The sequence below is a fragment of the Bradyrhizobium sp. genome, assembly GCF_035273305.1.
GTDB lineage: Bacteria > Pseudomonadota > Alphaproteobacteria > Rhizobiales > Xanthobacteraceae > Bradyrhizobium.
The window spans coordinates 1-21,305 of record NZ_DATEPI010000314.1; the positions used below are offsets into that span (position 1 = coordinate 1).

At 59.3% G+C, this 21,305-nt stretch carries 24 protein-coding genes and 1 pseudogene; 9 read left to right on the forward strand and 16 right to left on the reverse strand.

What is annotated here, in order from left to right:
* The 5 genes from VJV58_RS20755 to ggt form a co-directional block, all read right to left on the reverse strand.
* Positions 1–1,358 (reverse strand): xanthine dehydrogenase family protein molybdopterin-binding subunit (locus tag VJV58_RS20755; RefSeq protein ID WP_324139242.1); only part of this gene is annotated, 1,358 nt, incomplete at its 3' end.
* 2 nt (positions 1,359–1,360) lie between these two features.
* Positions 1,361–2,377, reverse strand: coding sequence for a xanthine dehydrogenase family protein subunit M (locus tag VJV58_RS20760; RefSeq protein ID WP_324139243.1), 1,017 nt, complete (start codon positions 2,375–2,377; stop codon positions 1,361–1,363).
* Positions 2,378–2,381: 4 nt separating this feature from the next.
* Positions 2,382–3,008, reverse strand: coding sequence for a (2Fe-2S)-binding protein (locus VJV58_RS20765; RefSeq protein ID WP_324139244.1), 627 nt, complete (start codon positions 3,006–3,008; stop codon positions 2,382–2,384).
* Positions 3,009–3,196: 188 nt separating this feature from the next.
* A complete protein-coding gene (locus VJV58_RS20770; protein ID WP_324139245.1) occupies positions 3,197–3,406 on the reverse strand; it encodes a DUF6894 family protein in 210 nt (69 codons plus the stop codon).
* Positions 3,407–3,517: 111 nt separating this feature from the next.
* A complete protein-coding gene (gene ggt / locus VJV58_RS20775) occupies positions 3,518–5,104 on the reverse strand; it encodes a gamma-glutamyltransferase (RefSeq protein WP_324139246.1) in 1,587 nt (528 codons plus the stop codon).
* Between the two features lie 195 nt (positions 5,105–5,299).
* Here ggt and VJV58_RS20780 point away from each other — a divergent pair, with 195 nt between their 5' ends.
* A complete protein-coding gene (locus VJV58_RS20780; protein ID WP_324139247.1) occupies positions 5,300–6,049 on the forward strand; it encodes a rhodanese-related sulfurtransferase in 750 nt (249 codons plus the stop codon).
* On the forward strand, positions 6,046–6,267 hold the full coding sequence (locus VJV58_RS20785) for a SlyX family protein (protein WP_324139248.1): 222 nt from the start codon (positions 6,046–6,048) through the stop codon (positions 6,265–6,267). Before VJV58_RS20780 ends, VJV58_RS20785 begins: the two co-directional genes overlap by 4 nt.
* Before the next feature lie 196 nt (positions 6,268–6,463).
* Here the strand turns inward: VJV58_RS20785 and VJV58_RS20790 are convergent, their stop codons facing one another.
* Complete coding sequence (locus VJV58_RS20790) at positions 6,464–6,685, reverse strand: hypothetical protein (protein WP_324139249.1); 222 nt, start codon at positions 6,683–6,685, stop codon at positions 6,464–6,466.
* A 232-nt stretch (positions 6,686–6,917) separates the two neighbouring features.
* Here VJV58_RS20790 and hemE point away from each other — a divergent pair, with 232 nt between their 5' ends.
* Entirely contained in the window at positions 6,918–7,964 is a 1,047-nt protein-coding gene (gene hemE, locus VJV58_RS20795) for a uroporphyrinogen decarboxylase (RefSeq protein WP_324139250.1), read from the forward strand.
* Positions 7,965–8,108: 144 nt separating this feature from the next.
* Complete coding sequence (locus VJV58_RS20800) at positions 8,109–9,029, forward strand: DMT family transporter (RefSeq protein ID WP_324139251.1); 921 nt, start codon at positions 8,109–8,111, stop codon at positions 9,027–9,029.
* Between the two features lie 9 nt (positions 9,030–9,038).
* On the opposite strand, the gene hemC is transcribed toward VJV58_RS20800, so the two are convergent.
* Positions 9,039–10,022, reverse strand: a complete 984-nt coding sequence (gene hemC / locus VJV58_RS20805) for a hydroxymethylbilane synthase (protein ID WP_324139252.1) — start codon at positions 10,020–10,022, stop codon at positions 9,039–9,041.
* A 96-nt stretch (positions 10,023–10,118) separates the two neighbouring features.
* Positions 10,119–11,728, reverse strand: a pseudogene (locus VJV58_RS20810) (GMC family oxidoreductase).
* A gap of 808 nt (positions 11,729–12,536) precedes the next feature.
* Between VJV58_RS20810 and VJV58_RS20815 the strand changes: the two are divergent.
* On the forward strand, positions 12,537–12,896 hold the full coding sequence (locus VJV58_RS20815; protein ID WP_414641539.1) for a hypothetical protein: 360 nt from the start codon (positions 12,537–12,539) through the stop codon (positions 12,894–12,896).
* Positions 12,897–12,923: 27 nt separating this feature from the next.
* On the opposite strand, the gene VJV58_RS20820 is transcribed toward VJV58_RS20815, so the two are convergent.
* The 4 genes from VJV58_RS20820 to VJV58_RS20835 all read right to left on the reverse strand — a co-directional run bounded on the left by VJV58_RS20820 (position 12,924) and on the right by VJV58_RS20835 (position 15,040).
* The gene (locus VJV58_RS20820; protein ID WP_324139254.1) at positions 12,924–13,142 is read right to left on the reverse strand and encodes a hypothetical protein; all 219 of its coding nucleotides are present in this window, start codon (positions 13,140–13,142) and stop codon (positions 12,924–12,926) included.
* Between the two features lie 98 nt (positions 13,143–13,240).
* Positions 13,241–13,618, reverse strand: a complete 378-nt coding sequence (locus VJV58_RS20825; RefSeq protein ID WP_324139255.1) for a hypothetical protein — start codon at positions 13,616–13,618, stop codon at positions 13,241–13,243.
* A gap of 180 nt (positions 13,619–13,798) precedes the next feature.
* Positions 13,799–14,710, reverse strand: a complete 912-nt coding sequence (locus tag VJV58_RS20830; protein WP_324139256.1) for an NAD(P)/FAD-dependent oxidoreductase — start codon at positions 14,708–14,710, stop codon at positions 13,799–13,801.
* A 117-nt stretch (positions 14,711–14,827) separates the two neighbouring features.
* Positions 14,828–15,040: a hypothetical protein gene (locus VJV58_RS20835; RefSeq protein ID WP_324139257.1), complete on the reverse strand. Its 213-nt coding sequence runs from the start codon at positions 15,038–15,040 to the stop codon at positions 14,828–14,830.
* A 169-nt stretch (positions 15,041–15,209) separates the two neighbouring features.
* Here VJV58_RS20835 and VJV58_RS20840 point away from each other — a divergent pair, with 169 nt between their 5' ends.
* The 3 genes from VJV58_RS20840 (at position 15,210) to VJV58_RS20850 (ending at position 16,827) form a co-directional block, all read left to right on the forward strand.
* Positions 15,210–15,575, forward strand: a complete 366-nt coding sequence (locus VJV58_RS20840) for a hypothetical protein (protein ID WP_324139258.1) — start codon at positions 15,210–15,212, stop codon at positions 15,573–15,575.
* Between the two features lie 187 nt (positions 15,576–15,762).
* Positions 15,763–16,620, forward strand: a complete 858-nt coding sequence (locus VJV58_RS20845) for an SDR family oxidoreductase (protein ID WP_324139259.1) — start codon at positions 15,763–15,765, stop codon at positions 16,618–16,620.
* 36 nt (positions 16,621–16,656) lie between these two features.
* Positions 16,657–16,827: a hypothetical protein gene (locus VJV58_RS20850; RefSeq protein WP_324139260.1), complete on the forward strand. Its 171-nt coding sequence runs from the start codon at positions 16,657–16,659 to the stop codon at positions 16,825–16,827.
* A gap of 178 nt (positions 16,828–17,005) precedes the next feature.
* On the opposite strand, the gene VJV58_RS20855 is transcribed toward VJV58_RS20850, so the two are convergent.
* The gene (locus VJV58_RS20855; protein ID WP_324139261.1) at positions 17,006–17,317 is read right to left on the reverse strand and encodes a hypothetical protein; all 312 of its coding nucleotides are present in this window, start codon (positions 17,315–17,317) and stop codon (positions 17,006–17,008) included.
* 244 nt (positions 17,318–17,561) lie between these two features.
* Here VJV58_RS20855 and VJV58_RS20860 point away from each other — a divergent pair, with 244 nt between their 5' ends.
* Positions 17,562–18,335, forward strand: a complete 774-nt coding sequence (locus VJV58_RS20860) for a Crp/Fnr family transcriptional regulator (protein WP_324139262.1) — start codon at positions 17,562–17,564, stop codon at positions 18,333–18,335.
* Between the two features lie 49 nt (positions 18,336–18,384).
* On the opposite strand, the gene VJV58_RS20865 is transcribed toward VJV58_RS20860, so the two are convergent.
* The 3 genes from VJV58_RS20865 to VJV58_RS20875 all read right to left on the reverse strand — a co-directional run.
* On the reverse strand, positions 18,385–19,503 hold the full coding sequence (locus VJV58_RS20865) for a UDP-glucuronic acid decarboxylase family protein (protein WP_324139263.1): 1,119 nt from the start codon (positions 19,501–19,503) through the stop codon (positions 18,385–18,387).
* Entirely contained in the window at positions 19,500–20,624 is a 1,125-nt protein-coding gene (locus VJV58_RS20870) for a CgeB family protein (protein ID WP_324139264.1), read from the reverse strand. Before VJV58_RS20870 ends, VJV58_RS20865 begins: the two co-directional genes overlap by 4 nt.
* On the reverse strand, positions 20,621–21,305 hold a 685-nt coding region (locus VJV58_RS20875), incomplete at its 5' end, for a CgeB family protein (protein ID WP_324139265.1). The genes VJV58_RS20875 and VJV58_RS20870, both read right to left, overlap by 4 nt.

Below are 21,305 nucleotides of genomic sequence, written 5' to 3' on the forward strand. Positions count from 1 at the left end.
GCGGCCGCGGCCGCCATTTGCGTTGGGTAGCAAGTCGTGGCGCAGCCATATCCGATCAGCCAGTCTCCATCGGACATCGAGTTTGGCCGCGGATTGCGATCAGCCCAACCAAAAGCCTGTGCGCCGGCATCGAAGCAGGCCATCAGCGAACGTGATGTGTAAGGTTTGCCGTCGATCGGTTCGTTCATGGTGTCGTTGATACGGCGCAGCTCGATCGGATCCATGTTCAAGCGGACCGCGAGCTCGTCCATCGCACTCTCCAGCGCGAACAGGTATGGCACTTCCGGCGGCGAGCGCATGAAACCCGGCGTGTTGCGATCGGCGCGCACGATCGAGACCAGGCTTTCGACGTTCGGGCATGCATAAAGACGCGTAGTCGTCTTGGTGCCGCCGACAGCATAGGCGTCGGGCCTGGACGAGACCTCGGCGCCTTCGTGGCGTAATGCCGTCAGTTTGCCGTCGCTGCTGGCGCCGATCTGGATCTGATGGCGAGTTTCAGCCCGATAGGTCGCAATCGTGAAGCCCTGATCGCGAGTGACAACCAGTTTGACCGGGCGACGTAACCGCCGAGCGATGCTGGCGATGATCGCCGTCCGCGGAGTTACCGAACCTTTCGACCCGAACGCGCCACCAACATATGGATTGATGACCCTCACCTGCTCGGGGTCGATACCGAGTTGCTCGGCAACTCCGTTTTTGAGGCCATAAACATACTGGCTGGGCTCATAGATGGTCAGACTGTCGCCGTTCCAGACGCAACTCGTCGCGAACAGCTCCATTGGGTTGTGGTGTTGCGTCGGCGTCTCATATTCAGCCGTCAGTTTAACTTCGGCCTGGTCAAACGCGGTTGCAAAATCGCCTACCTTAGGGTCTTCCTTGAATTGGGCGAGCTGACCCTTTGCAGGCGCCGAACTTGTTCCAGGTGAATCGAATGTCACGCTCGGGGTCGCGGCGGTGTAGCTCACCTTCACTGTGTGGGCGGCTTCGCGCGCAGCCTCGAACGTATCCGCCACCACCACGGCCACGATCTCTCCATCGTGCGCGATCTCCGCGGAAGTCAGCGGCTGGATGGTCGTAGACGCATAACCGCCGTTGCTGAACAGCTTCGCCGGCTTCAGCTTATCGGCATTCTCGTAGGTCACGATCTCTATGATGCCGCGAACACGTTTCGCTGCAGCCAGATCGAAGCCATCGATGCGACCCTTCGCAATCGAGCTGGTGACGAGATAAGCATAGGCTGGCCGGCTAAGCGGAGTCTCGGCGGCGTATTCCGCCTTGCCGGTCACTTTAGCAATCGCGTCATAGCGCGGAACAGGTTGCCCCATGTTAGCTTTGGGTTCTGGTGCGGCAGTGGACATGATCAAACCTCCATTGCTGCGGCCTGCTGCAACGCGCGCGCGACGACGCGCTTGCCGAGCGCAATCTTGAATGAATTATGCCGCCGTGGCTCCGCGCCTTCGAAAGCAGCTTCGCCGGCACGCTGCGCCAGCGCATCATCAAACCGCTCCCCCTTCAGAACCGCCTCTGCCGCGCGCGCGCGCCACGGCGTCGTCGCAACCCCGCCAAGCGCCACGCGCGCGTCCCGCACCACGCCATCCCTAAGGTCCATCGCGACAGCCGCCGAGGCGAGCGCAAATTCATAGGACTGGCGGTCGCGGGCTTTGACATACACCGAGCGCGGCCAGCGCCCCGGAATGGTAAAGCCGGAGATCAGTTCTCCCGGCATCAGCGACGTCTCTATTTGCGGAGAATCGCCGGGCGGCTTGTGCAACTGCGCGAATGGAAGGCTACGGGAGCCGGATTTTCCAGTGATTTGAACCATCGCATCGAGCGCGATCAACGCTTGCGCGAAATCGCCGGGATAGGTGGCAATACAATGTTGCGAGGTCCCGAGCACTGCGTGGGTTCGGTTGAAACCGTCCAGTGCGGCACAGCCCGATCCGGGGTTGCGCTTGTTGCAATTGCCGTAGCTGACGTCGCGGAAATACGTGCATCGGGTACGCTGCAGCACGTTGCCGCCGAGCGCCGCCATGTTGCGGAGTTGTGGACTGGCCGCGAGCTTGAGCGTCTGGGCGATCACAGGATAGTCGCGCTGGACGTCGTCATTCTCTGCCACAGCGGACATCCGGGCCATCGAGCCAAGCAGCAGGTTTCCATCCCGCAACTCGATTTTGGACCAGTCCCCAGCGAGAGGATTGATGTCGACGAGCACCCCCGGGCGCATCACGTCGAGTTTCATCAGGTCGATGAGCGTCGTGCCGCCGGCAAGTGGCTGGATCGCAGCTTCGGTCAATGGATCGCTGCCGGACGCCGCCGCAGCCAGCGCCTGTACAGCGGACGGCACGTCGGCCGCCCTTTGGTACATAAACGATCGCATGCGCCTAACCTTTCTGCTGGTCCGACGGAATGGAAGGCGCGGCCTGTTTCACGGCAGCAACAATGTTCGGATAAGCCGCGCAGCGGCAGATGTTGCCGCTCATGTACTCGCGAATATCCTCGTCACTGCTGGCGTGACCTTCCTTCACGCAACCCACTGCCGACATGATCTGTCCTGGGGTGCAATAGCCGCACTGGAACGCATCCTGGTCGATAAAAGCCTGCTGCATTGGATGCAGCTCATCACCTTTTGCGAGTCCCTCGATGGTGAGGATCCGCTGTCCCTCCGCCGCAAGCGCCAGCGTAAGACAGGACACCACCCGACGACCATCGATCAGAACGGTGCAAGCACCGCATTGACCGTGGTCACAGCCCTTTTTGCTGCCCGTGAGGCCGATGTGCTCGCGTAACGCGTCCAGCAACGTGGTTCGCGAATCGATTTTGAGCGCCTTCCTTTCGCCGTTGACGAGCAACGTGACGTCGACCGGCAGTGAGGAGTCGCGACCAGTGGTGCCAGAGTCGGGAGTGGCGCCTTTTGCGGCCAGTGGAACGACCGCGGCACCGGCGGCTCCTGCGATGAATGTCCGTCGATTGAACCCGGACTGCGGGCGAGAATCGGAACTGTCGGTCATGATGACCTCCGCCGGTAGTTGTCCGCGGGCCGCGCGCCGCGCGCCCTGCGGCCTAACAAGCATACGAAGCCCTTGTTCCGAGCAGATTGTACAACCAAACGCAGGCGCTTTTAGAACGCCCGGTTTCAAAAAAGGAACGCGACGTGAGCGTGGTGGCAATGAGAGTCGCAGGACCGTCAGCGAAGCGGTCAAACCTTGACAGGCGCCTTGTAGATTTCAAAACCGGCTTCATTGATCACGACCACGGCGCGGTCCTCACCATCGGGATCAAGGTCGATGGCGATCTGCCGCGCGATCAACTCGGCGGTTTCTCTCGCCTCGTGCTCGCTTTTACAATCGAGCCCAACCGGATCTTCAAGCCGAACACCGTCGGCAATATCAAAATGAAAAATCGGCACTGTCCTCCTCCCGTGGAGGCAATGCCCAGACACCGGCTACGTTCCAGAATTTTGAGAGTGGCGAGGCTTACGCTGCCATTAGCGATTCTTGCCCCTTATCCGCGTCGCGAGTCAGTATCCGAGTGCGCAGCCATCCTTGCGCGGATCGGAACCGCCGGTCAGTGTGCCCTTCTCCCAATCGATCCAGATCGCCTGGCCGCCGCCGAGTGGGCTGACGACGCTGGTCGTCCGATGGCCAAGCTTCTTCAATCCCTCAACGATCGTGGAGGGGACGCCGTCTTCCAATTGATAGACGCCCTCGTAATGCAGGCCGCGCGGCATATCGATCGCTTCCTGTACATCGCATCCATAGTCGAGCATGTTGGTGAGAACGTGCGTCTGTCCGACCGGTTGATACTGCCCGCCCATCACGCCAAACGGCATCACAGCATGACCATTTTTCGTGACCAGGCTGGGAATGATCGTGTGCAGCGGTCGCTTGCCTGGCGCGATGCAGTTCGGATGCCCCGGCTCAATGCGGAAACCGCCGCCGCGATTCTGCAGCAGGATGCCCGTCTTGTTTGAAACGATTGCGGACCCAAACGAGTGCGCGATCGAATTGATGAACGAACAGACGTTGCGGTCCTTGTCGACGACGCTGATGTAGACGGTCGACGGATTCATCGGCGGCATCACCACCGGCAGATCCAGCATTCCATCCATTCGGATCTTACTGCCGTACTCGTCCGCAAATTCGGGCGTTAAGATCCTCGCGACATCGACGTTGACATGGGCCGGATCACCAATGTGCTGCTCGCGCATCATGTACGCAATCCGCGCCGCTTCGGCTTCCAGATGAAACCTTTCGACGCTCATGGCCGGAAACTTTTTCAGGTCGAATCGCGACAGCACATTCAGCATCACCAGCATGGTGATGCCCGGACCGTTTGGCGGACATTGCCACACGTCATGGCCTTTATAGATGGTACCGATCGGGACAGTGGTTTCGGTCGTATGATCCGCGAAATCCTCCACCGTGTGCAGGCCGCCGATGCCTCGCAAGGTGTCGACCATGTCCTCGGCGATCGGCCCCTTGTAAAAGGCATCGCGTCCGTTTTTTGCGATCGCGCGCAGTGTCTGGCCGAGTTCGGGCTGCCTGATCACGTCACCTGCCACTGCCGCCTTGCCGTCCGGCAGCAGATAGCGCTCGGTGTTGGTGCCCTTTTTCAATTTTTCGAACTGATTTTTCCAGTCGAAGGCATTGCGCGGGCTGACGACGTAGCCCTCTTCCGCAGCCTTGATCGCGGGCTGCAGCAGCGTGTCGAGCCCTAACTTGCCGTGGTCGCGCAGGATGGTTTCCCAGGCGTCGACCGCCCCGGGAATGGTGACGGCATGGGCCGAGGTCAGCGGGATCCCGTGCATATTGCGCTCGAGATACCAGGACGGTTCAGCAGCCTTCGGCGCGCGGCCCGAGCCGTTATAGGCGACGATCTTGCCGTTACCTTTCGGCTGTACCAATGCGAAACAATCGCCACCGATCCCGGTGGATTGTGGCTCGATGACACCGAGCAATGCGCAAGCGGACACCGCGGCGTCTGCGGCGGTGCCGCCCGAACGCATGACTTCGATCGCGGTTAGCGCCGCCAGCGGGTGCGAGGTCGCAACCATCGCGTTCTGGGCGTGGACCGTCGACCGGCCGGCGAGATGGAAATTCCTCATACCAAATTGCTCGCTTTGACGTTCTTGCCGCAGGCCACCCCTGCTCCGGCGCGGCTCTGGCCGGGCTACTTGGCACATTCGTGCCGGACTGGGCAATGGTCGAACGCGCGTAGCAGGCCCTCAAACAGCTTCGAATGGCGATACTGGCCCGCGATCATGGTTTCGCGTCCGCCGCCCTCCTGTTAAACGTCCCGAATGCGCTGCACCGTTGCCACTTTCTATCAGTTCGTAACGCTTCCTGATTTTCGGGAATTGCGCCCGCTGCTCCTTGCGATTTGCGCGGGTCTCAAACTAAGGGGCACCGTGTTGCTGGCGGAGGAAGGCATCAACGGCACAGTGGCGGGCAGCCCGGAAGCGATCGCTGCGTTGGTTGCAGAGCTGCGGACCGGCGAGTTGTTCGGACACAGGCTCGACGACCTCGAACTGAAGTTCTCACATGCCTCGGACATGCCCTTCCGGCGGCTGAAGGTCAGGCCGAAGACGGAAATCGTTACGCTGGGTGATCGCGGAGCCGATCCGACGCGCCAAGTCGGCGTCTACGTCGATCCCGCGGAATGGAATGATGTGATAGCCAAGCCGGACACATTGCTGATCGACACTAGAAACGCATTCGAAGTCGCCATGGGCACATCCGCTGGCGCCCTCAATCCCTGCATCGAAAGCTTTCGGCAGTTCAAGGATTTCGCGGCGAGCCAACTCGATCCATCGACGCACCGCCGGATCGCGATGTTCTGTACCGGTGGCATACGCTGCGAAAAGGCCAGCAGCTATCTGTTGTCCCGCGGTTTTACTGAGGTGTATCATCTAAAGGGCGGCATACTCCGATATTTGGAACGCGTACCGGAAACGGAGAGCCGCTGGCGCGGCGAATGTTTCGTCTTTGACGATCGGGTCGCGCTCGGTCACGGCCTAAAGGAGCGCGCCACAGGGAATAAAATCAAATGAGCGACTTGAAAGCGCTGAGCGAGCGCATCGACGCACTCGAGTCCCGGCTGATGTTTCAGGACGAGACCATTGAGACGCTGAACAAAGCAATTACCGATCAGTGGCTCAAGATCGACGTGCTGACGCGCCAGATTATCGCACTGGGTCAGCGCCTGCAGGAAGCCGAAGCTCCCGCGCCTGATGCCGATAAAGCCGAGGAACCGCCGCCTCATTACTAGGGCCGACGTTGAGTGCTCGCCTATCGGTGCATCGCAAGCCAAATCGCGACCAACACGAATCCCAGAACGATCCCGCACCACAGCCGCGGCGAAACCCATTTCGAGCTTCCGCTCCGCGGAGAGTCATTGGGGGCGCGGTTGAAATCCTGCGGCACGTGCGCTTCCGGTCAAGAAGCCCTTTCGGTGCGGCGTCCGATCATCGAAATACGCCGCGGATCTTGTCCCAGAGCGAAGCGTTCTCACTTTCGTGGTCCGCTTTTGACGGCGAAGGCTGCGCCGCACTGACCGGATCGGAAGCTGGAAAGGTATCGATCAAACCAGCCTCAAGTCTTGCGTGAACATCGCGATCCGCCGCTAAGGCCTCGCGCGGGTCTTGCGCGTGCTTGTCAGGGGGCGCGGGATTAAACTTTTTGGCCATGCTTTAGTCTCCCTTCAGGGTTCAACGCAGCGGCTACGCCGGTGTTCCCGCGGCGCTGGACCGCAGAGGCGCCAGAGCGCTCCATTTCGGGCGAAAACGCGCGATTTATCTGCACATCCACGAGCTGGCGCCACGAGTCACGGCGATAGCAGGACGGCGCCTTGGCCAATTCCGGATCCGCAGTGTATCAGGGGCGATCATCAATTCGTCCATCCATGCGGAAATAGAGCGGTTGACCCAAGTTCGCATCACCAAACCCCTCATCGAAGTGCTTTGCGGCCGCCATCAGCCGGTGCCGCCAATCTGGATGATGCGGCAGGCGGGCCGTTATTTGCCGGAATACCGAGAGGTGCGCGCCAGGGCTGGCGACTTCCTCGATCTTTGTTTCACGCCGGAATTGGCTGCCGAGGTTACGCTGCAGCCGATCAGGCGTTTCGGCTTCGACGCTGCCATCATCTTCTCGGATATTCTTGTCATCCCATACGCGCTTGGTCGGGAGGTAAGCTTCGAGGTTGGAGAAGGTCCACGGCTGCAGCCGCTGGATACGCCGGACCAGGCTGAATCTTTCGGGGCGCGAGCGGATTTCGGCAAACTCAAGCCGGTCTATGAAGCAGTACGCCGGGTGCGGCGCGAGCTCGATCCCAAGATTGCTCTGATCGGCTTTTGTGGCGCGCCGTGGACCGTGGCGACTTACATGGTGGCCGGACGGGGCACGCCTGATCAGGCGCCGGCACGCATCATGGCGTATCGCCATCCGCAGGCGTTCACGAAAATAATCGATGTGCTGGTGGAGAGCTCGATCCAGTATCTGCTCGGGCAACTCGGTGCCGGCGCGGACGTCCTGCAGATATTTGATACCTGGGCCGGCGTGCTGCCGCCGCGCGAATTCGTGCGCTGGTCGATCGAGCCCACCCGGCGCATCGTCGAGGGTGTTCGCAAAAAAGCACCCCATGCAAAGATCATCGGATTTCCGAGGGGCGCGGGTGCGCTGCTGCCGCAATATGTGGAAATCACCGGCGTCGATGCCGTCAGCATCGATTGGGCAGCCGAACCATCACTGATCCGCAACCGCGTACAGAACCGCGTGGCGGTGCAAGGAAACCTTGATCCGCTTGCGCTGATCGCAGGCGGCGCCGCTCTCGATCGGGCGGTTGATGACGTGCTGGAGAACTTCGGCAAGGGCCGGCTCATATTCAACCTCGGCCATGGCATACAGCCGGATACGCCAATCGCGCACATCGATCAGATGCTGAAGCGGGTGCGAGCGTACCAAGGCTAACGCCACTAAAGCGATCCAGAACTCGTCTTCGCGGAAGCAACGCAGCACCCTCCAATGGCGTGCATAATTCGACCCGTCTCGAAGCATTGAGTGACGCGTGAACGAGTATTCTGCGCATTAGCAACTGATATCAGGGCGATTTGAGTGAATTCCGATCCGCGGCCGCCGAATTTAGTCCGCGAAATAGCGCTGCTGCTGCTACTCGCCACGCTCTGGGGTGCTTCTTACACGTTCATAAGAATCGGCGTGGCTACGATTCCGCCCATCACCTTGATCGCGGCACGCACCGCCATTGCTGGCATGGTTTTATGGGCGGTCATGCGCTGGCGGGGCGTGCGGTTGCCCATCGATGCCGGGAATTGGCGGCGCTTTTTGTTCCAAGCTTGCCTGAACAGCGTGTTCCCATGGACCCTTCTGGCGTTTGGAGAGCGGACGCTCGAAGCAGGGCTAGCCACCATTCTTAATTCCACTTCCCCGATTTTCATAGTTTTGCTGTCGCTTGGCATCGCACAACGCGAAGCGGTGACCTTGCGAAAGCTAGTCGGCATTCTCGCCGGAATGGCTGGCATCTGCCTTATCGTCGGCGTGCAGGCGCTGGTCGGCTTTGGGCAGCAGTTGATGGCACAGTTCCTTATGGTGCTTGCGGCCGCCTGTTACGCCGGTGCAGCGATCTTCGGTCGCGGTTTCAAGGACCTCGATCCGATAGCACCGGCCGCAGGCTCGCTGATTTGCGGAGCGGCCATTCTCATTCCAGCGAGCCTGGTGATGGAGCGGCCCTGGACGCTGGCGCCTTCGACCAATTCGGTACTGGCGCTCGTTGCTCTTGCGGTGTTCTGCACCGCGATCGCCTTTGTCATCTATTTTCGGCTGATAAGGACATTGGGATCAGTCGGGACCACGGCCCAGGCCTATTTGCGTGTTCCGATCGGGGTCGCCGTTGGAGTCGTATTGCTGGACGAACGGCCAAGCGCAACGGCGTGGATCGGGTTGGCTTGTGTCGTGGCCGGCGTGGGCGCGATGGCGATCCCCGCAAGGAAGGGGATCGACGCCACATTGAGGGCGTGAGTGACCCCGTTATGGGGGGCGGCTGCGTTCGATGATCGCGGCAGCGCCTTTGGCCAGCAGTTCGAGGCCGACGGCGCGGCCAAGTTCGCGGGGCCGATTGGCCGGCCCGGAGCGCGATACTTCGATGATCATGGCTCCCGCCTCGTCCAGCACCGACGCTGTCAGCGACATCTGCGTTCCCTCGATCACCGAAAATCCCGCGACCGGTGAATTGCAGTGGCCATTCAGGACCCACAGGACCTCGCGTTCCGCCTGGGCGCATCGATGCGAGGCAGGGTCGTCGATGGAAGACAGAATGCGCCGGGTCTCCCAATCCTGTGCGGCGCATTCAACGGCGACAATTCCCTGCCCTACCGCCGGCAGCATTTCCCGTATCGAAAATTCGTAGGCAATGCGGTCGGCCAGTCCGACCCGCTCCAGCCCCGAGCGTGCCATGATCAGCGCATCTGCAGGACCAACCGCACCGCCACCGGGAAGCCGCTGTAATTCCGAATTGTCGAGCTTGCGAACGCGAGTGTCGGCGGCGCCGCGATAGTGAATCACCTCAATCTCCGGAAACAGCCGTCGCGCATAGGCTGCGCGCCGCACCGCGTTGGTGCCGATCTTGAACCCATGGCCGCGCGAGCGCCTGATGTCCTGGGCCGAAACTCCCGGCCGGAGCACCAGAACATCGCCAGGAGGGTCGCGCGACAGCGTCGCACCGATCACCAGGCCGGGAGTGTCCTCGTTACCGGGCATATCTTTCAGTGAGTGCATCGCCGCATGCAACTGCCCCGCAACCACGGCCTGGCGGATTTCGGCAACGAATGCGCCGCCTTTGCCGCCATGCGCCAACAACTTGCTGGTCTGGTCAGCATCGCCGGTGGTTTCGAACTTGACGATTTCGACATCGATACCAGGGACCGCCGCTGCTAGTCGTCTCGCAATTTCCTCGGTCTGGGCCAGCGCCATCGCGCTCTTGCGCGTACCTATCCTAAGTACAGTTGCGGCCATTCACGTTTCCTTCGGCCGCGCAGGAAGCGCGACTGAGTCGGCAACATAAAGCCGGCCGGCGCTGCAATGCAAACGAAGGACCGCCACTCGCGCAGCTCACCGGGCGTCCTCCAAGATCATGTCCGAGGCTTTTTCGGCGATCATGATAATGGCTGCATTGGTGTTGCCCGAGACCAGGTCCGGCATAACGGAGGCATCGACCACCCGCAGCCCTTCCAGGCCGCGAACCCGCAGTCGCTGATCCACCACGGCGAGCGGATCGGCTCCCATTCGGCAGGTCGATGTCGGGTGATAGATAGTGCTGCCACGTTGCCGGCAGTAATTCAGGAGTTCCTTGTCGGTCGCGACCTTGATACCGGGATCGACCTCATCGACCACATAGGGACGGAGCGCCGGCGCTTGCAAAATCTTTCGCAGCGTCTTCAAGCCTTCGACATTGGTGGTGCGATCAACCTCGGTCGAGAGGTAATTGACGCGAATTTCTGGCGGCGCGGTGGGATCTGCGCTCCTGATGCGAAGTGATCCGCGGCTCTCAGGCCGCAATTGACAGACCGAAGCCGAAAATCCGGAAAACAGATGCAGCTTTTCTCCCATTTTGTCGGTGGAGAAGGGCAGAAAGTGGATCTGGATATCGGGCGTCGCAAGTCGCGGATTGGTCTTGAAAAATGCGCCCGAGGTGCCGGCGGCGATCGACAACGGCCCGGTTCGGAATGCCGCATAACGAAGGCCGGCCAGGATTTTGCGGGACGGGCTGTTGATGATGTCATTGAGCGTCATGCGCTGTGTGCAACGCATGACCACCCGCACCTGCAGATGATCCTGCAGATCATTTCCTACGCCTGGGGCATCGAGCACGACCTCGATGCCGTGCTTTCGCAACAGTTCGGCGGGGCCAACGCCGGAAAGCTGCAGCAATTGCGGCGAGTTATAAGCCCCGCTGCATATCAGGATTTCCTTGCGCGTTCGCGCGGTTCGCAACGCGCCGTGCTTGCGGTATTCGACGGCTTCGGCACGCCGTCCATTGAAAACAATGCGCTCCGCCAGCGCTGAGGTTTCGATCTGCAGGTTCTTTCGAGCTTTTGCGGGTCGAAGATACGCAACCGCGGTGCTCGCCCTTCTGCCGTAGCGCGTCGTCGTCTGGAAGTATCCGGCTCCTTCCTGGGTCGCGCCGTTGAAGTCCGGATTTTTGGGAATGCCGGTTTCAGCGGCAGCAGCAATAAAAGCGGCCGAGAGCGGATCGGCATGGCGTAGATCGGAGACCGGCAGCGGACCACCGACGCCGTGGAATTCGTCAGGACCACGTTGCTGGTGCTCGGCTTTTTTGAAATAAGGCAACACATCTTCATAGCCCCACCCTTCGTTGCCGCGCTGACGCCAGCGATCATAGTCCTCGCGCTGGCCGCGCACGTAAAGCAGGCCGTTGATCGAACTCGAGCCGCCGAGCACTTTGCCGCGTGGCTGAAAGACAGTTCGGGTTCCGGCTCGGTCTGATACATCCAGTTGACGGTTTTTGCCTTGAACAGCCGCCCGTAGCCGAGCGGCACGTGAATCCAGATGTTGTGGTCTTTCGGGCCAGCTTCGAGCAGAAGCACCGAATTTTTACCGTCAGCGCTCAGCCGGTTGGCAAGCACGCATCCGGCCGAGCCGGCACCGACGACGATATAGTCGAATTCCCGGCCGTCTGACGGCAACGCTTCGGACTGCAAAGCTTCGGACCTTTATGATTTGTGAGCAGCGTTTCACGGACCGATGGGTCCGGTGTCCGCGCGGCAATATAACCGCGACAAGCCGGCGACAACAGTTATCCGTTTAGGTGGACAACAGCGAGCGCTTACATGAATGATATCAATTGGAAACGCGCTTGCCGCGAGGCAGCGGCCCACCGTTCCGAAGTGCTCGCTATTGGCTGGTCGTTTCGAGGAAACAGTCCAATTGAGTCGCCGAGACGTCTGCGAAAGGCGGCGACGCGTTCTTTAACCGAGCCCACTCCTCAGCTTCGGCCAGCCAATACTTCATTTCCTTTTCCGCCAATCTCGCGCGCTCAAGACACATCTTCTCGAGCGTACTGAAATTGCGCCCTCGCTGTTCCATGGCCAGCAACCCCCCGGTCCGAAATGCTCAAAAAAATAATGCCGGAAATTTTTCTGAATCCAAGTTGAATCTGAAAAAGCCTGAAAATTTTTTGAAGCCCAAACCTCCGCAGCCGAGAAGTTGCTATTGCACTGCGGTGCGCGAAGTCGTCCGCACAAATACATCCGCATCAAGTAACCACACAGGTAAATAATTGAAACGTGACTAGCTCTGTCGCGCTTTCAGTGATTGCCGACCAACTGCACGTCTTGCCGCACACGGTCGAGGAACGAAGTCGCTGCGACTCAATTGAATCTCACAGGAGTAAGATGCATGAGACTGCGATGTTATCTCATCGTCTTGGCCGCTATATCTTTGTGCGGTGCGACCAGGGCAGAGCCGGTTCGTTGGCAGCGGTACGCGATCCCGGAGACCGGCGCTAGCGTGGACATTCCCACAAGCGTATTCACGAATGACGCCGGACAAACTGAGATCGGGTATGGGCGGCGCTTCCTGAGCTCGGACCAGCGCGCAAATCTCACGGTTCAGTCCGTTCCAAATAACACGGGCGATACTCCCGCAGCGTTTCTGGCGAAGAAAAAGCCGCCCTCCGGGGTTGTTTACAAGAGAGTTACGCCTCGCTTCTTCGCCGTGTCCAGTTTTCGAAACCACAAGATTTGGTACGACCGCTGCAACTTCAGCGGCCACTACATCAATTGCGTGCTGCTCAACTACCCCGCTGTCGAGAAGCGGCAATGGGATGACGTCGTCACGCGGATCAGCAACAGCCTTTCGGCCAGATGAGTCTCGATCAGGTCGGGAGATCGTACGTCAGTTCCGCGGCTTGAGCTGAAGTTCCAGCAGCGCCATCCTCTGCAACACCTTTGGATCGGTCTCGCCCGTTTGTGCGGTCCGCAGTATGCTCTCGGCGATCGACTGCACGTGGCTCGAGCTTACAGGCTCCGGCAGAGTCGCGACCGCGGCATCCATAGCCGACTTCATGACGTCGATCATCTCCGGCGAAAACGACGCGTTTGAGAAGTCTTTCATGTGCTGGCGGTCCACGGCTCCTCCCCGCACGAGCGCGGGGAGGTCTGGTGATAAAAGGCCTGTTCAGGAGAATTCTCTCCTGAACCCGATCTCAGCGCTCACCAATGATGGCGCCAGCCGTGGTGCCATCCCCTGTGCCAACCATGGTGCCATCCGAAAAATCGCGGGCCGCCGTAGAACGCGAACGCCGGACGCACCACCCGGCGGTATCGATAGCCATAGTACGGGTAGGCATCGTAATAACCGCCATAATACGCTGGAGCGTAATAGGCCGGAGCATAGCCATAGTAGCCATAGTCCGGTGCGTAAGCATACGCGCTGGAGGCGAGACCGCCGATTACTGCGCCGGCGATTAGACCGCCGGCGAGCGCTGCACCGAAACCATGAAAGCCCCGCGCCTGCGCGGGGGCGGGCGCCGCCACAGTCGTCAAGCCAAGCGTGGCAGCTGTGGCCAGGACCATTGCTGCTTTTCTCATACTGTTCTCCTTTTTGCGAAGATGTATGCGCAATAATGAGATTCCGACGCAAAGAGTTGCCGCAAATGGCTTTCCGGAGCGAAGCGCCTTGCAATTTAATCTTGATGAAAAACTGTTCAGCCGGCGGCGACTGGCACGTGCGGGCGAACCTCAACCGGAACTTTCTTTGGAAGAGAAGCTTTAGCGGAAGTTGCGCGGCAGCGAATTGTGAATGTGAGTCGCCGCAACCGCAGCATGGCCGGTTCCGACCGCGATCTGATGAAGGTCGGAGACCACGTCGCCGACGGCATAGAGTCTCTCCACGGTGGTTTGCTGGTGCGCGTCAACCTCCAGGCACCCGATACGGTTGTGTCGTGCTCCAAGTTTCTTGCCGAGCTCCGAACGCACCTCGCAACCCAGAACCGGATAGATCACGTCAAAGGCCTCGCGAGTTCCGTCATTCATCAGTGCCACTATCTCTTCGCCTTGCCGCTCGAACGCCTTCACCTTCGCATCGGGAAATCGGATGCCGGCCTTCGATAGTTCCCGCAAGCTCCTCTCACTCCCGAAATCACCATCCAAGCTCAGCAAGGTGAGCTTTCTGGAATAAGTCCTCAAAAAGAGCGCTTTGCCGAGCGCTTCCTCAACGTCGCCCAATACAGCGATGCGCAGGTCCGAGGCCTCGTAGCCATCGCATATCGGACAATAGCGGACCGCGCCATGATCGATCGCTTGCTTTAGCCCTGGAATGGGAACGTTGCGGTCCAGCAGGCCCGTTGCAAGTATTGCCCGCCTTGCCAGGATATCGGCCTGCACGCATTTGGCCGCGAACCCGGATTCCACTTTCTGCAGAGTAGCAACCCGATCGTGAACGAGTCTGACGCCATACGTTTTTGCCTGTCGCGCAAGCGCATCGAGCAGCCCGACACCTGCGATACCATCAGCAAAACCTGGATAGTTATGGGTCGCGGGAATCAAGGCCGCGCGGCTTTCGCCGCTGTCGACGACAACAACCCTCCGGCGGTATCTGGCAAGGTAGATGGCTGCGGTAAGCCCGGCTGGGCCGCCGCCGATGATCAGCGCGTCGATATCTTCCGGCTGGGTTGCAGGCATAACTTCTTTCGCTGATGCTGGCGCCCTTCAACGTGGTCGCCTCAATCTCAAGGGCCGCCTTGCATCCAATGTGCCTGGACACAGCGGGACCAAACCTGCGGATGCCGATCGGACTTATTATTCCTTTACTCCAAGAGTGGTGCGGTTGCCGGCGTCTCGTCCTGGCACGCTGACATGTATCTCGTGTCCCTCTCGCAGCGCGAGTGAAGCCGCTGCAACAGCGGATTCAAAAGCGGCCTCCTTGCTTGCGTAATCGTTCGCTGCCGCGCCATCGTGAAGCACACTCCAGCCGTTTCCTTTCGACACCACCTTGTATTCAGCGACACCCATATTGGCCTCCGTTCCCACGAAAAACGCTCCTGCGCTGGAACCGTTCCCGGCCGTGCCAGGCCCGGTCCGAATTCATTGCCGCAAGCCGTAGAACCAAATTCGGAACGGGGACTTATCCGAACCAAGGTCGCATGTTCTTCAGGCGCCAAGGCAACAGCGGCGCGGACCAATGTGGAGAAGAGTATTACTGACAATGGTGCTGGCGCTCTGCGCCACATCCGCCAATGCCGCGGAAGAGCCGACAGATGCCAGCCGCACCGATCGACTACCGGTCAAGCTCGCCGGTTTCGGCAGTAAAACTTGCGGCGATTGGCTTTCGAGCCCCAGCCTTAAATTGGAAGGTTCGGTCTGGATCTACGGCTTCTGGAGCGGCCTGAACTATGTTGCGGTAGCCAGCGAACAGCCTCAGTCGCAGGCGAGCAGTGCGGATATGCTCGATGCCGTCGAACAGGTGTGCAAGCGCGAGCCGTCCCAAGTTTTGGCCTCTGCCGCATGGGTGGCCTATATCGGCCATAACGCAAGTCGCGGCCGCTGACCCCTCTATATCGTACACGCCGTTTGCGAGTGCGTTCAGGCCTCAGCGTCAGGCGGCTCCAGGTTGGAACGAAAATCCGGAACCTCTGTTGGAATGCGACTGACGCTTTGGTTGTTGCGAATGCGCGCAAACCGCTGGCTATGCCGGCAGCGACTCAAGGAGCGCGGCACTCTCCAGGAGAAAACACATGCTGGATTATCCTCGACCGCCTTTCAAAGAACAGCAACAACCTGGTCCAGGGCTTACCAGCGCCATGACGCCTGTGCCGGACCACGGGGAGAAATCCTACAAAGGAAGTAACCGGCTGAACGGAAAGAAGGCCGTGATAACGGGCGGGGATAGCGGCATCGGACGAGCTGTGGCAATCGCGTTCGCAAGAGAAGGCGCGGACGTGCTGATCTCGTACCTGAATGAAGATCGCGATGCGCGCGAAACCGAACGCCTCATCAAGGATGCCGGGCGCGAAGCGATCCTCGTTCCGGGCGACCTGAAAGAGCCGGATCACTGTCGCGCGGTGATCCGAAAGGCAGTCTCAGGCTTCGGCGGCATCGATATCCTTGTCAATAACGCCGCGCATCAGGCCACGTTCAAGTCGATCGAGGACATCAGCGACGAGGAATGGGAATTGACATTCAAGGTCAACATCCACGCGATGTTTTACCTGACCAAAGCCGCCGTGCCCCACATGAAGCCCGGAAGCTGCATCATCAACACCGCATCGATCAATTCCGACCTGCCCAATCCAACGCTATTGGCGTACGCGACAACGAAGGGTGCGATCCATAATTTCACTGCTGGGTTGGCTCAGTTGTTGGGGGAAAAAGGAATTCGCGCCAACGCGGTCGCGCCCGGACCGATCTGGACTCCGCTGATTCCATCGACGATGCCAGGTGAAGCCGTTGAAAACTTCGGCAAACAGGTGCCGATGAAACGCCCTGGGCAGCCGGCAGAACTCGCCACCGCTTACGTCATGCTTGCCGATCCCCTCTCGAGCTACGTATCCGGCGCAACAATTGCCGTGACCGGAGGCAAGCCCTTCCTTTGAAGCTGAGATAGCCAAACTCGGGCAACGGGCATGACCTTGAACACACACAAAGATCCGATGACAGAGGAGCAGCGGCGTCTGATCCAACAGCTTTGCCGTGACGCGGACATTCCGGACAAATCTGGCGAGCTTCTTAGCCGCGCAGGCGCGCAGACCATCATTGAGGAACTGCGCCGCAAAGCTTCCGATCATCGGCACAAGTCGTGAGCGAGGCCCGAGAGCAGAAGCGGTTCACGCGCTCAGTTCCCCGCGTTGACCTGCTGGCCGATCCAGACGCGCAAACATGCGCTGGCGTCCGCTGAGAAGGTTTTCTCGACTAGACCGTCAGACCGTTGGTGCCCCGCGATTTTGTTTGCCAAACGGCCGCTCCGGCGTCGCGACTGCTTCAGGGCAGACCTCGCCGCTCTCGATCAGCTTCTTCTCTTCGGTAAAGGTCCTCTGTCGCTTGTTGTGTGGTGTCGCCTTGGCGGGGCGAGCGCCTCCGCGCCTGCAGGATCCCGTAACACATAAAGGATCCGAGTACGCCGATGCCGATCACCCAAAGCCACAACGGCAGCTGCGCAAAACCCGGATTTCCTTCCAGCGGTTTGTCGCTGATCATGTGAAACGGATCGTAAATGACCCATATGATGACAAGCGCGAGCACAAAGGGAGCGACGACAAGCAGCGCTCGACCATTTTTTTCTATGACGTTCATCTCTGCCTCACATCACAGCAGAAAGCGTTACTCCAACGAGGTGTTCAACCTACTGTTCCGCTCGCCGGGACGGCTGCTCCCGTGCCGCCACACCCAGCTTATTTCCGTACTCGCATCCCTGGGGCGCAGGTACTTACAGGTGGCGCCTGAAAGCCTACCGTTTTTGGGGCACGGAACCTTCATTCGATTTCGGCGTTCCGCAGGTCAACAAGCGTAATTCGCCTTGTGCGACTTGAGGTTACGGATGGAGATCGGAAGACCTTACTCCAGGCTCCTGCACCGGCTTGAACGACTTAGTGAGCTCTCGGCTCACGACCGCCAGCTCATCGCCGAATTGCCGCTGACGGTCGCCAACTTTTCCGCGAACAAGGAAGTCGCCCGCCATGGCGACGCGCCTTCTCGATGTACACTGGTGTTGGGCGGCTTCCTCTATGGCCACAAGCGCGTCAATGGATCACGACGCCAGATCACCTCGTTCTTTGTTCCTGGAGATATAGCGGATCTGCACACTCTTCATCTGGCTCCGCTCGATCATGATCTTTCAGCGCTCGGCCCCGCCGTGGTTGCCTTCATGCCTCACGGCGCATTCAGGGACATGCTCGACAGGTCGCCTCGCCTTACCCAGGCATTCTGGCGCGATACATTCATTCGGTTGGGCATCATGCGTGAATGGGTCACCAACCTGGGACGGCGGGATGCCATCGCAAGGGTCGCTCATGTCGTCTGCGAATTGGCCGTTCGTTTGCAAAAGGTTGATCTGGCCCAAAATCTCTCCTTTTCGATTCCCTGGACTCAAACCGACCTTGCCGACGCTTGTGGGATTTCCAATGTTCACGCAAATCGGGTCGTACAGGAGTTGCGGCGGCACGGCATTATGGAGTGGGATTCCCGCAAGGTGATGATCCGGGATTGGGATGCCGTAGCTAAAATTGCTGATTTCTCGGATGAGTATCTGCAGCTGGGCAGACCGCTTGAGCGAGAGCCGCTGTTAGGCGGAAAGGTCACAGAGCACGTTTGAATCCGGTTCGTTGCCGGGGCAAATTACTCCCAGCCGATCACCAGAATTTTCATCGCATATCGTCTTGCTTGGCGTGTCCGTTTGACGCCGGCTGAGGACGTGCGTCGCGGCGCTTGGGAAGGCGCGCTCGGGCGGCTCTGGCCGAATCGATGCTAGCGACCTTCGCCTCGCGGCTGCTGCTCGCAATATTCAGGGAGAAATACGCGATGGTCGCCTCGAGGCCCTTGTCGATGCCGACCTTTGGCTCCCATCCCAGCGAAGCGGTTATCTTTTCGATCACGGGCTTGCGGCGCTGCGGATCATCTTTTGGCAATGGTCGGTGGTCGAGGTCAGATACCGACCGGGATTTCGCAATGACCTTTCTGGCGATTTCTTCGATCGTAAACTCCTGCGGGTTACCGAGATTGCAAGGACCCGTGATCTCCGGCGCGCTTTCCATCAATAATTCGAGGCCACTGACAAGGTCGTCGATAAAGCAAAAGCTTCGGGTTTGACGGCCCGATCCGTAAATCGTGATCGGCGCGCCGCGCAAGGCCTGGACGATGAAATTCGATACCACCCGTCCGTCATTCTCCAGCATGCGCGGGCCGTAGGTGTTGAAGATACGCGCGACCTTGATCTCCAGCCCGTGAATACGATGATAATCGAAAAAAAGGGTCTCAGCCGCCCGCTTGCCCTCGTCGTAACAGGCGCGCGGCCCGATCGGGTTGACGTGCCCCACGTAGGTTTCCGGTTGCGGATGAACTTCCGGATCTCCGTACACTTCGCTGGTTGAAGCCTGAAGCACCCGGCTCGATTTAAGCAAGGCGAGTTCCAGTACATTATTAGTGCCCATCACGCACGTCTTCATCGTCCCAATCGGATCTCGCTGATAATGACGAGGCGAAGCTGGACAAGCCAAATTGTAGATTCGATCCACTTTTCCGGCGATGCTCAGCGGCTCGCGGATGTCGTGCTGATAGAATGAAAAGCTCGGATGATTGAGCAATGGCCTGACGTTACGTATCGATCCCGTAAAGAGGTTGTCGACGCAAATCACCACGTCGCCGCGCTGAATCAACTGATCGCAAAGATGCGAGCCGATAAATCCCGCGCCTCCCGTTACTACGGTTCGAAGGCCACGGCGAAGAGGCCTGGCTGAATGAAATCGCGCGTCACTGCCCTTCATTTTGCCTCCTCGAGTTCGACCGGACGCCTGATGGTGTCGTTGACATATGGCAGCTGCTCCAGAGCCTCGAGATAGTAAGTCTCGAGCTGACGCGCCCTGTGGGCCGGCGTGTGCTCCCTCAGCAGTCGCGCGCGAGCGTTCGCGGCAATCCCGAGACGGCGATCGTTTGGCATTTCTCTTAATATCTGCATGACCTCGCGCGGTCCCGAAGCGATGAGTATTTCGGCACCGGGCGCAAATACGGTTTCGATCCCTGGCCAGTCGTCCGAGATGATCGGCGTCCCACAAGCGGCCGCCTCAAACAGCCGAACGCTTGGCGAAAATCCCAGCGACTTCATGTCAGATCGGGTGACGTTTAATGTATAACTTTGCGAGCAATAAAACTCGGAGTGCTGGTGCGGGGGCAGGTGAGGAATATGAGTAACGTTATCGGGCCAGCGAATGGTCTCAGGATATTTCGGTCCGGCCACCACAAATGAATGACCATCAAGCTGGCGCGCTGGCGTAAGCAACAGCCGCTCCAATCCCGGCTGCCGGTCTGCGCTGAATGTGCCGAGATATCCAACCGACCATTTGGGGGGAGCCTTTCTCGCGGAGTGCATGCGAAGGTCTGCACTGCAATAGAGCGCGCGCGCTAGCGGGCTGCCGTAAAGGTCCTCTATCAGCCCGAGGGCCGGACCTCCGGAAAACGACAGATAGAGATTGAAACGTGGAATGAGACGAGGCGTGATGTAATCGATGTCGCCGGTATCGAGTCCGGCGAGTGTGACGGGCGTATCGATGTCGTAGAAGGCGGTAATGCCGGTCGCGCGGGCAGTAAGCCATTCTCCTATTGCGACCCCATCGGGAACATAAGATCCCAATATGACAAGGTCGGCGTCGAGCACGGCTTGCGAATAAGCTTGCGCAAGTTCGATCAGCGATCCGTACAGCGCAATTTTGCAATATGTCGGATTTTCCAGATCGCGATGCTCGCGGTACCAAGGCACGTCGCGCTCGAGAAAGGTGACCGAGTGACCGAGATCAGACAGCGCCTTTGCCAGGGCGCGATATGTGGTGGCGTGCCCGTTCCCCCATGACGAGGTGATGGAGAGCCCTAGGATTACAATGTTCAACTTCATCCGGCAGCTCCGGCTTGGGTAAATGATCCCTCCAACACCTCGTGGACTTGCACCGCACGCTGCGCATAAGTGTGATGCGCGAGAATGCGCCGACGCGCACGCGTTGCGATCTCCCTGGCACGGGTCGCAGTCAGCCCGTCGAGGTGGGCGACTACTTCGTCCCCATCTGCTGCCACAAGCACTTCCCGGTTTGGCTCAAGAAATAGATCGATGCCCTTCCACCGATCGGTGATCAGACATGCGCCCGCTCCGACCGCTTCGAATATTCTGGTGGGCGGCGAATATCCGTACCGCGCCATGCTCTCGCGATTGACGTTCAATGTCGCAAGGCTCGAACAAAAGAAGGCGTTGTGATCGTTAGTGCCGACATGCCCCGTGCGCTTGACGTTAAACGGAACATGCTTGCTATCCCATCCCGATCCTCCGAGCAGAAATTGCTTCGAGGGCAGCCGATGCGCGGCAGCAAGGAAGAAGGCATCGACCCGACTTTCGCGATCCGGCAGGCGATTGCCCAAAAATCCAAGATCGGATGCGAATCGGGCAATGGGCTCAACCGGGAAGTGATGAGCAGGATCGAGCGCATTGTAGATCGGCACGCAATCCCTGGCGCCGACGGCGCGGTAAGCCTTCACGACGGGAACGCCGCCACCATAGGTAAACACGATCTCGTACTTTGGGATC

What these genes read in the sequence shown, in the direction of transcription:
- VJV58_RS20760 (WP_324139243.1), bottom strand. Translation starts at nt 2,377, where the DNA reads ATGCGATCGTTTATGTACCAAAGGGCGGCCGACGTGCCGTCCGCTGTA.
- VJV58_RS20765 (WP_324139244.1), bottom strand. Translation starts at nt 3,008, where the DNA reads ATGACCGACAGTTCCGATTCTCGCCCGCAGTCCGGGTTCAATCGACGG.
- ggt (WP_324139246.1), bottom strand. Translation starts at nt 5,104, where the DNA reads ATGAGGAATTTCCATCTCGCCGGCCGGTCGACGGTCCACGCCCAGAAC.
- VJV58_RS20780 (WP_324139247.1), top strand. Translation starts at nt 5,300, where the DNA reads ATGCGCTGCACCGTTGCCACTTTCTATCAGTTCGTAACGCTTCCTGAT.
- VJV58_RS20785 (WP_324139248.1), top strand. Translation starts at nt 6,046, where the DNA reads ATGAGCGACTTGAAAGCGCTGAGCGAGCGCATCGACGCACTCGAGTCC.
- VJV58_RS20790 (WP_324139249.1), bottom strand. Translation starts at nt 6,685, where the DNA reads ATGGCCAAAAAGTTTAATCCCGCGCCCCCTGACAAGCACGCGCAAGAC.
- hemC (WP_324139252.1), bottom strand. Translation starts at nt 10,022, where the DNA reads ATGGCCGCAACTGTACTTAGGATAGGTACGCGCAAGAGCGCGATGGCG.
- VJV58_RS20820 (WP_324139254.1), bottom strand. Translation starts at nt 13,142, where the DNA reads ATGAAAGACTTCTCAAACGCGTCGTTTTCGCCGGAGATGATCGACGTC.
- VJV58_RS20825 (WP_324139255.1), bottom strand. Translation starts at nt 13,618, where the DNA reads ATGAGAAAAGCAGCAATGGTCCTGGCCACAGCTGCCACGCTTGGCTTG.
- VJV58_RS20830 (WP_324139256.1), bottom strand. Translation starts at nt 14,710, where the DNA reads ATGCCTGCAACCCAGCCGGAAGATATCGACGCGCTGATCATCGGCGGC.
- VJV58_RS20835 (WP_324139257.1), bottom strand. Translation starts at nt 15,040, where the DNA reads ATGGGTGTCGCTGAATACAAGGTGGTGTCGAAAGGAAACGGCTGGAGT.
- VJV58_RS20840 (WP_324139258.1), top strand. Translation starts at nt 15,210, where the DNA reads ATGTGGAGAAGAGTATTACTGACAATGGTGCTGGCGCTCTGCGCCACA.
- VJV58_RS20845 (WP_324139259.1), top strand. Translation starts at nt 15,763, where the DNA reads ATGCTGGATTATCCTCGACCGCCTTTCAAAGAACAGCAACAACCTGGT.
- VJV58_RS20855 (WP_324139261.1), bottom strand. Translation starts at nt 17,317, where the DNA reads ATGAACGTCATAGAAAAAAATGGTCGAGCGCTGCTTGTCGTCGCTCCC.
- VJV58_RS20860 (WP_324139262.1), top strand. Translation starts at nt 17,562, where the DNA reads ATGGAGATCGGAAGACCTTACTCCAGGCTCCTGCACCGGCTTGAACGA.
- VJV58_RS20865 (WP_324139263.1), bottom strand. Translation starts at nt 19,503, where the DNA reads ATGAAGGGCAGTGACGCGCGATTTCATTCAGCCAGGCCTCTTCGCCGT.
- VJV58_RS20870 (WP_324139264.1), bottom strand. Translation starts at nt 20,624, where the DNA reads ATGAAGTTGAACATTGTAATCCTAGGGCTCTCCATCACCTCGTCATGG.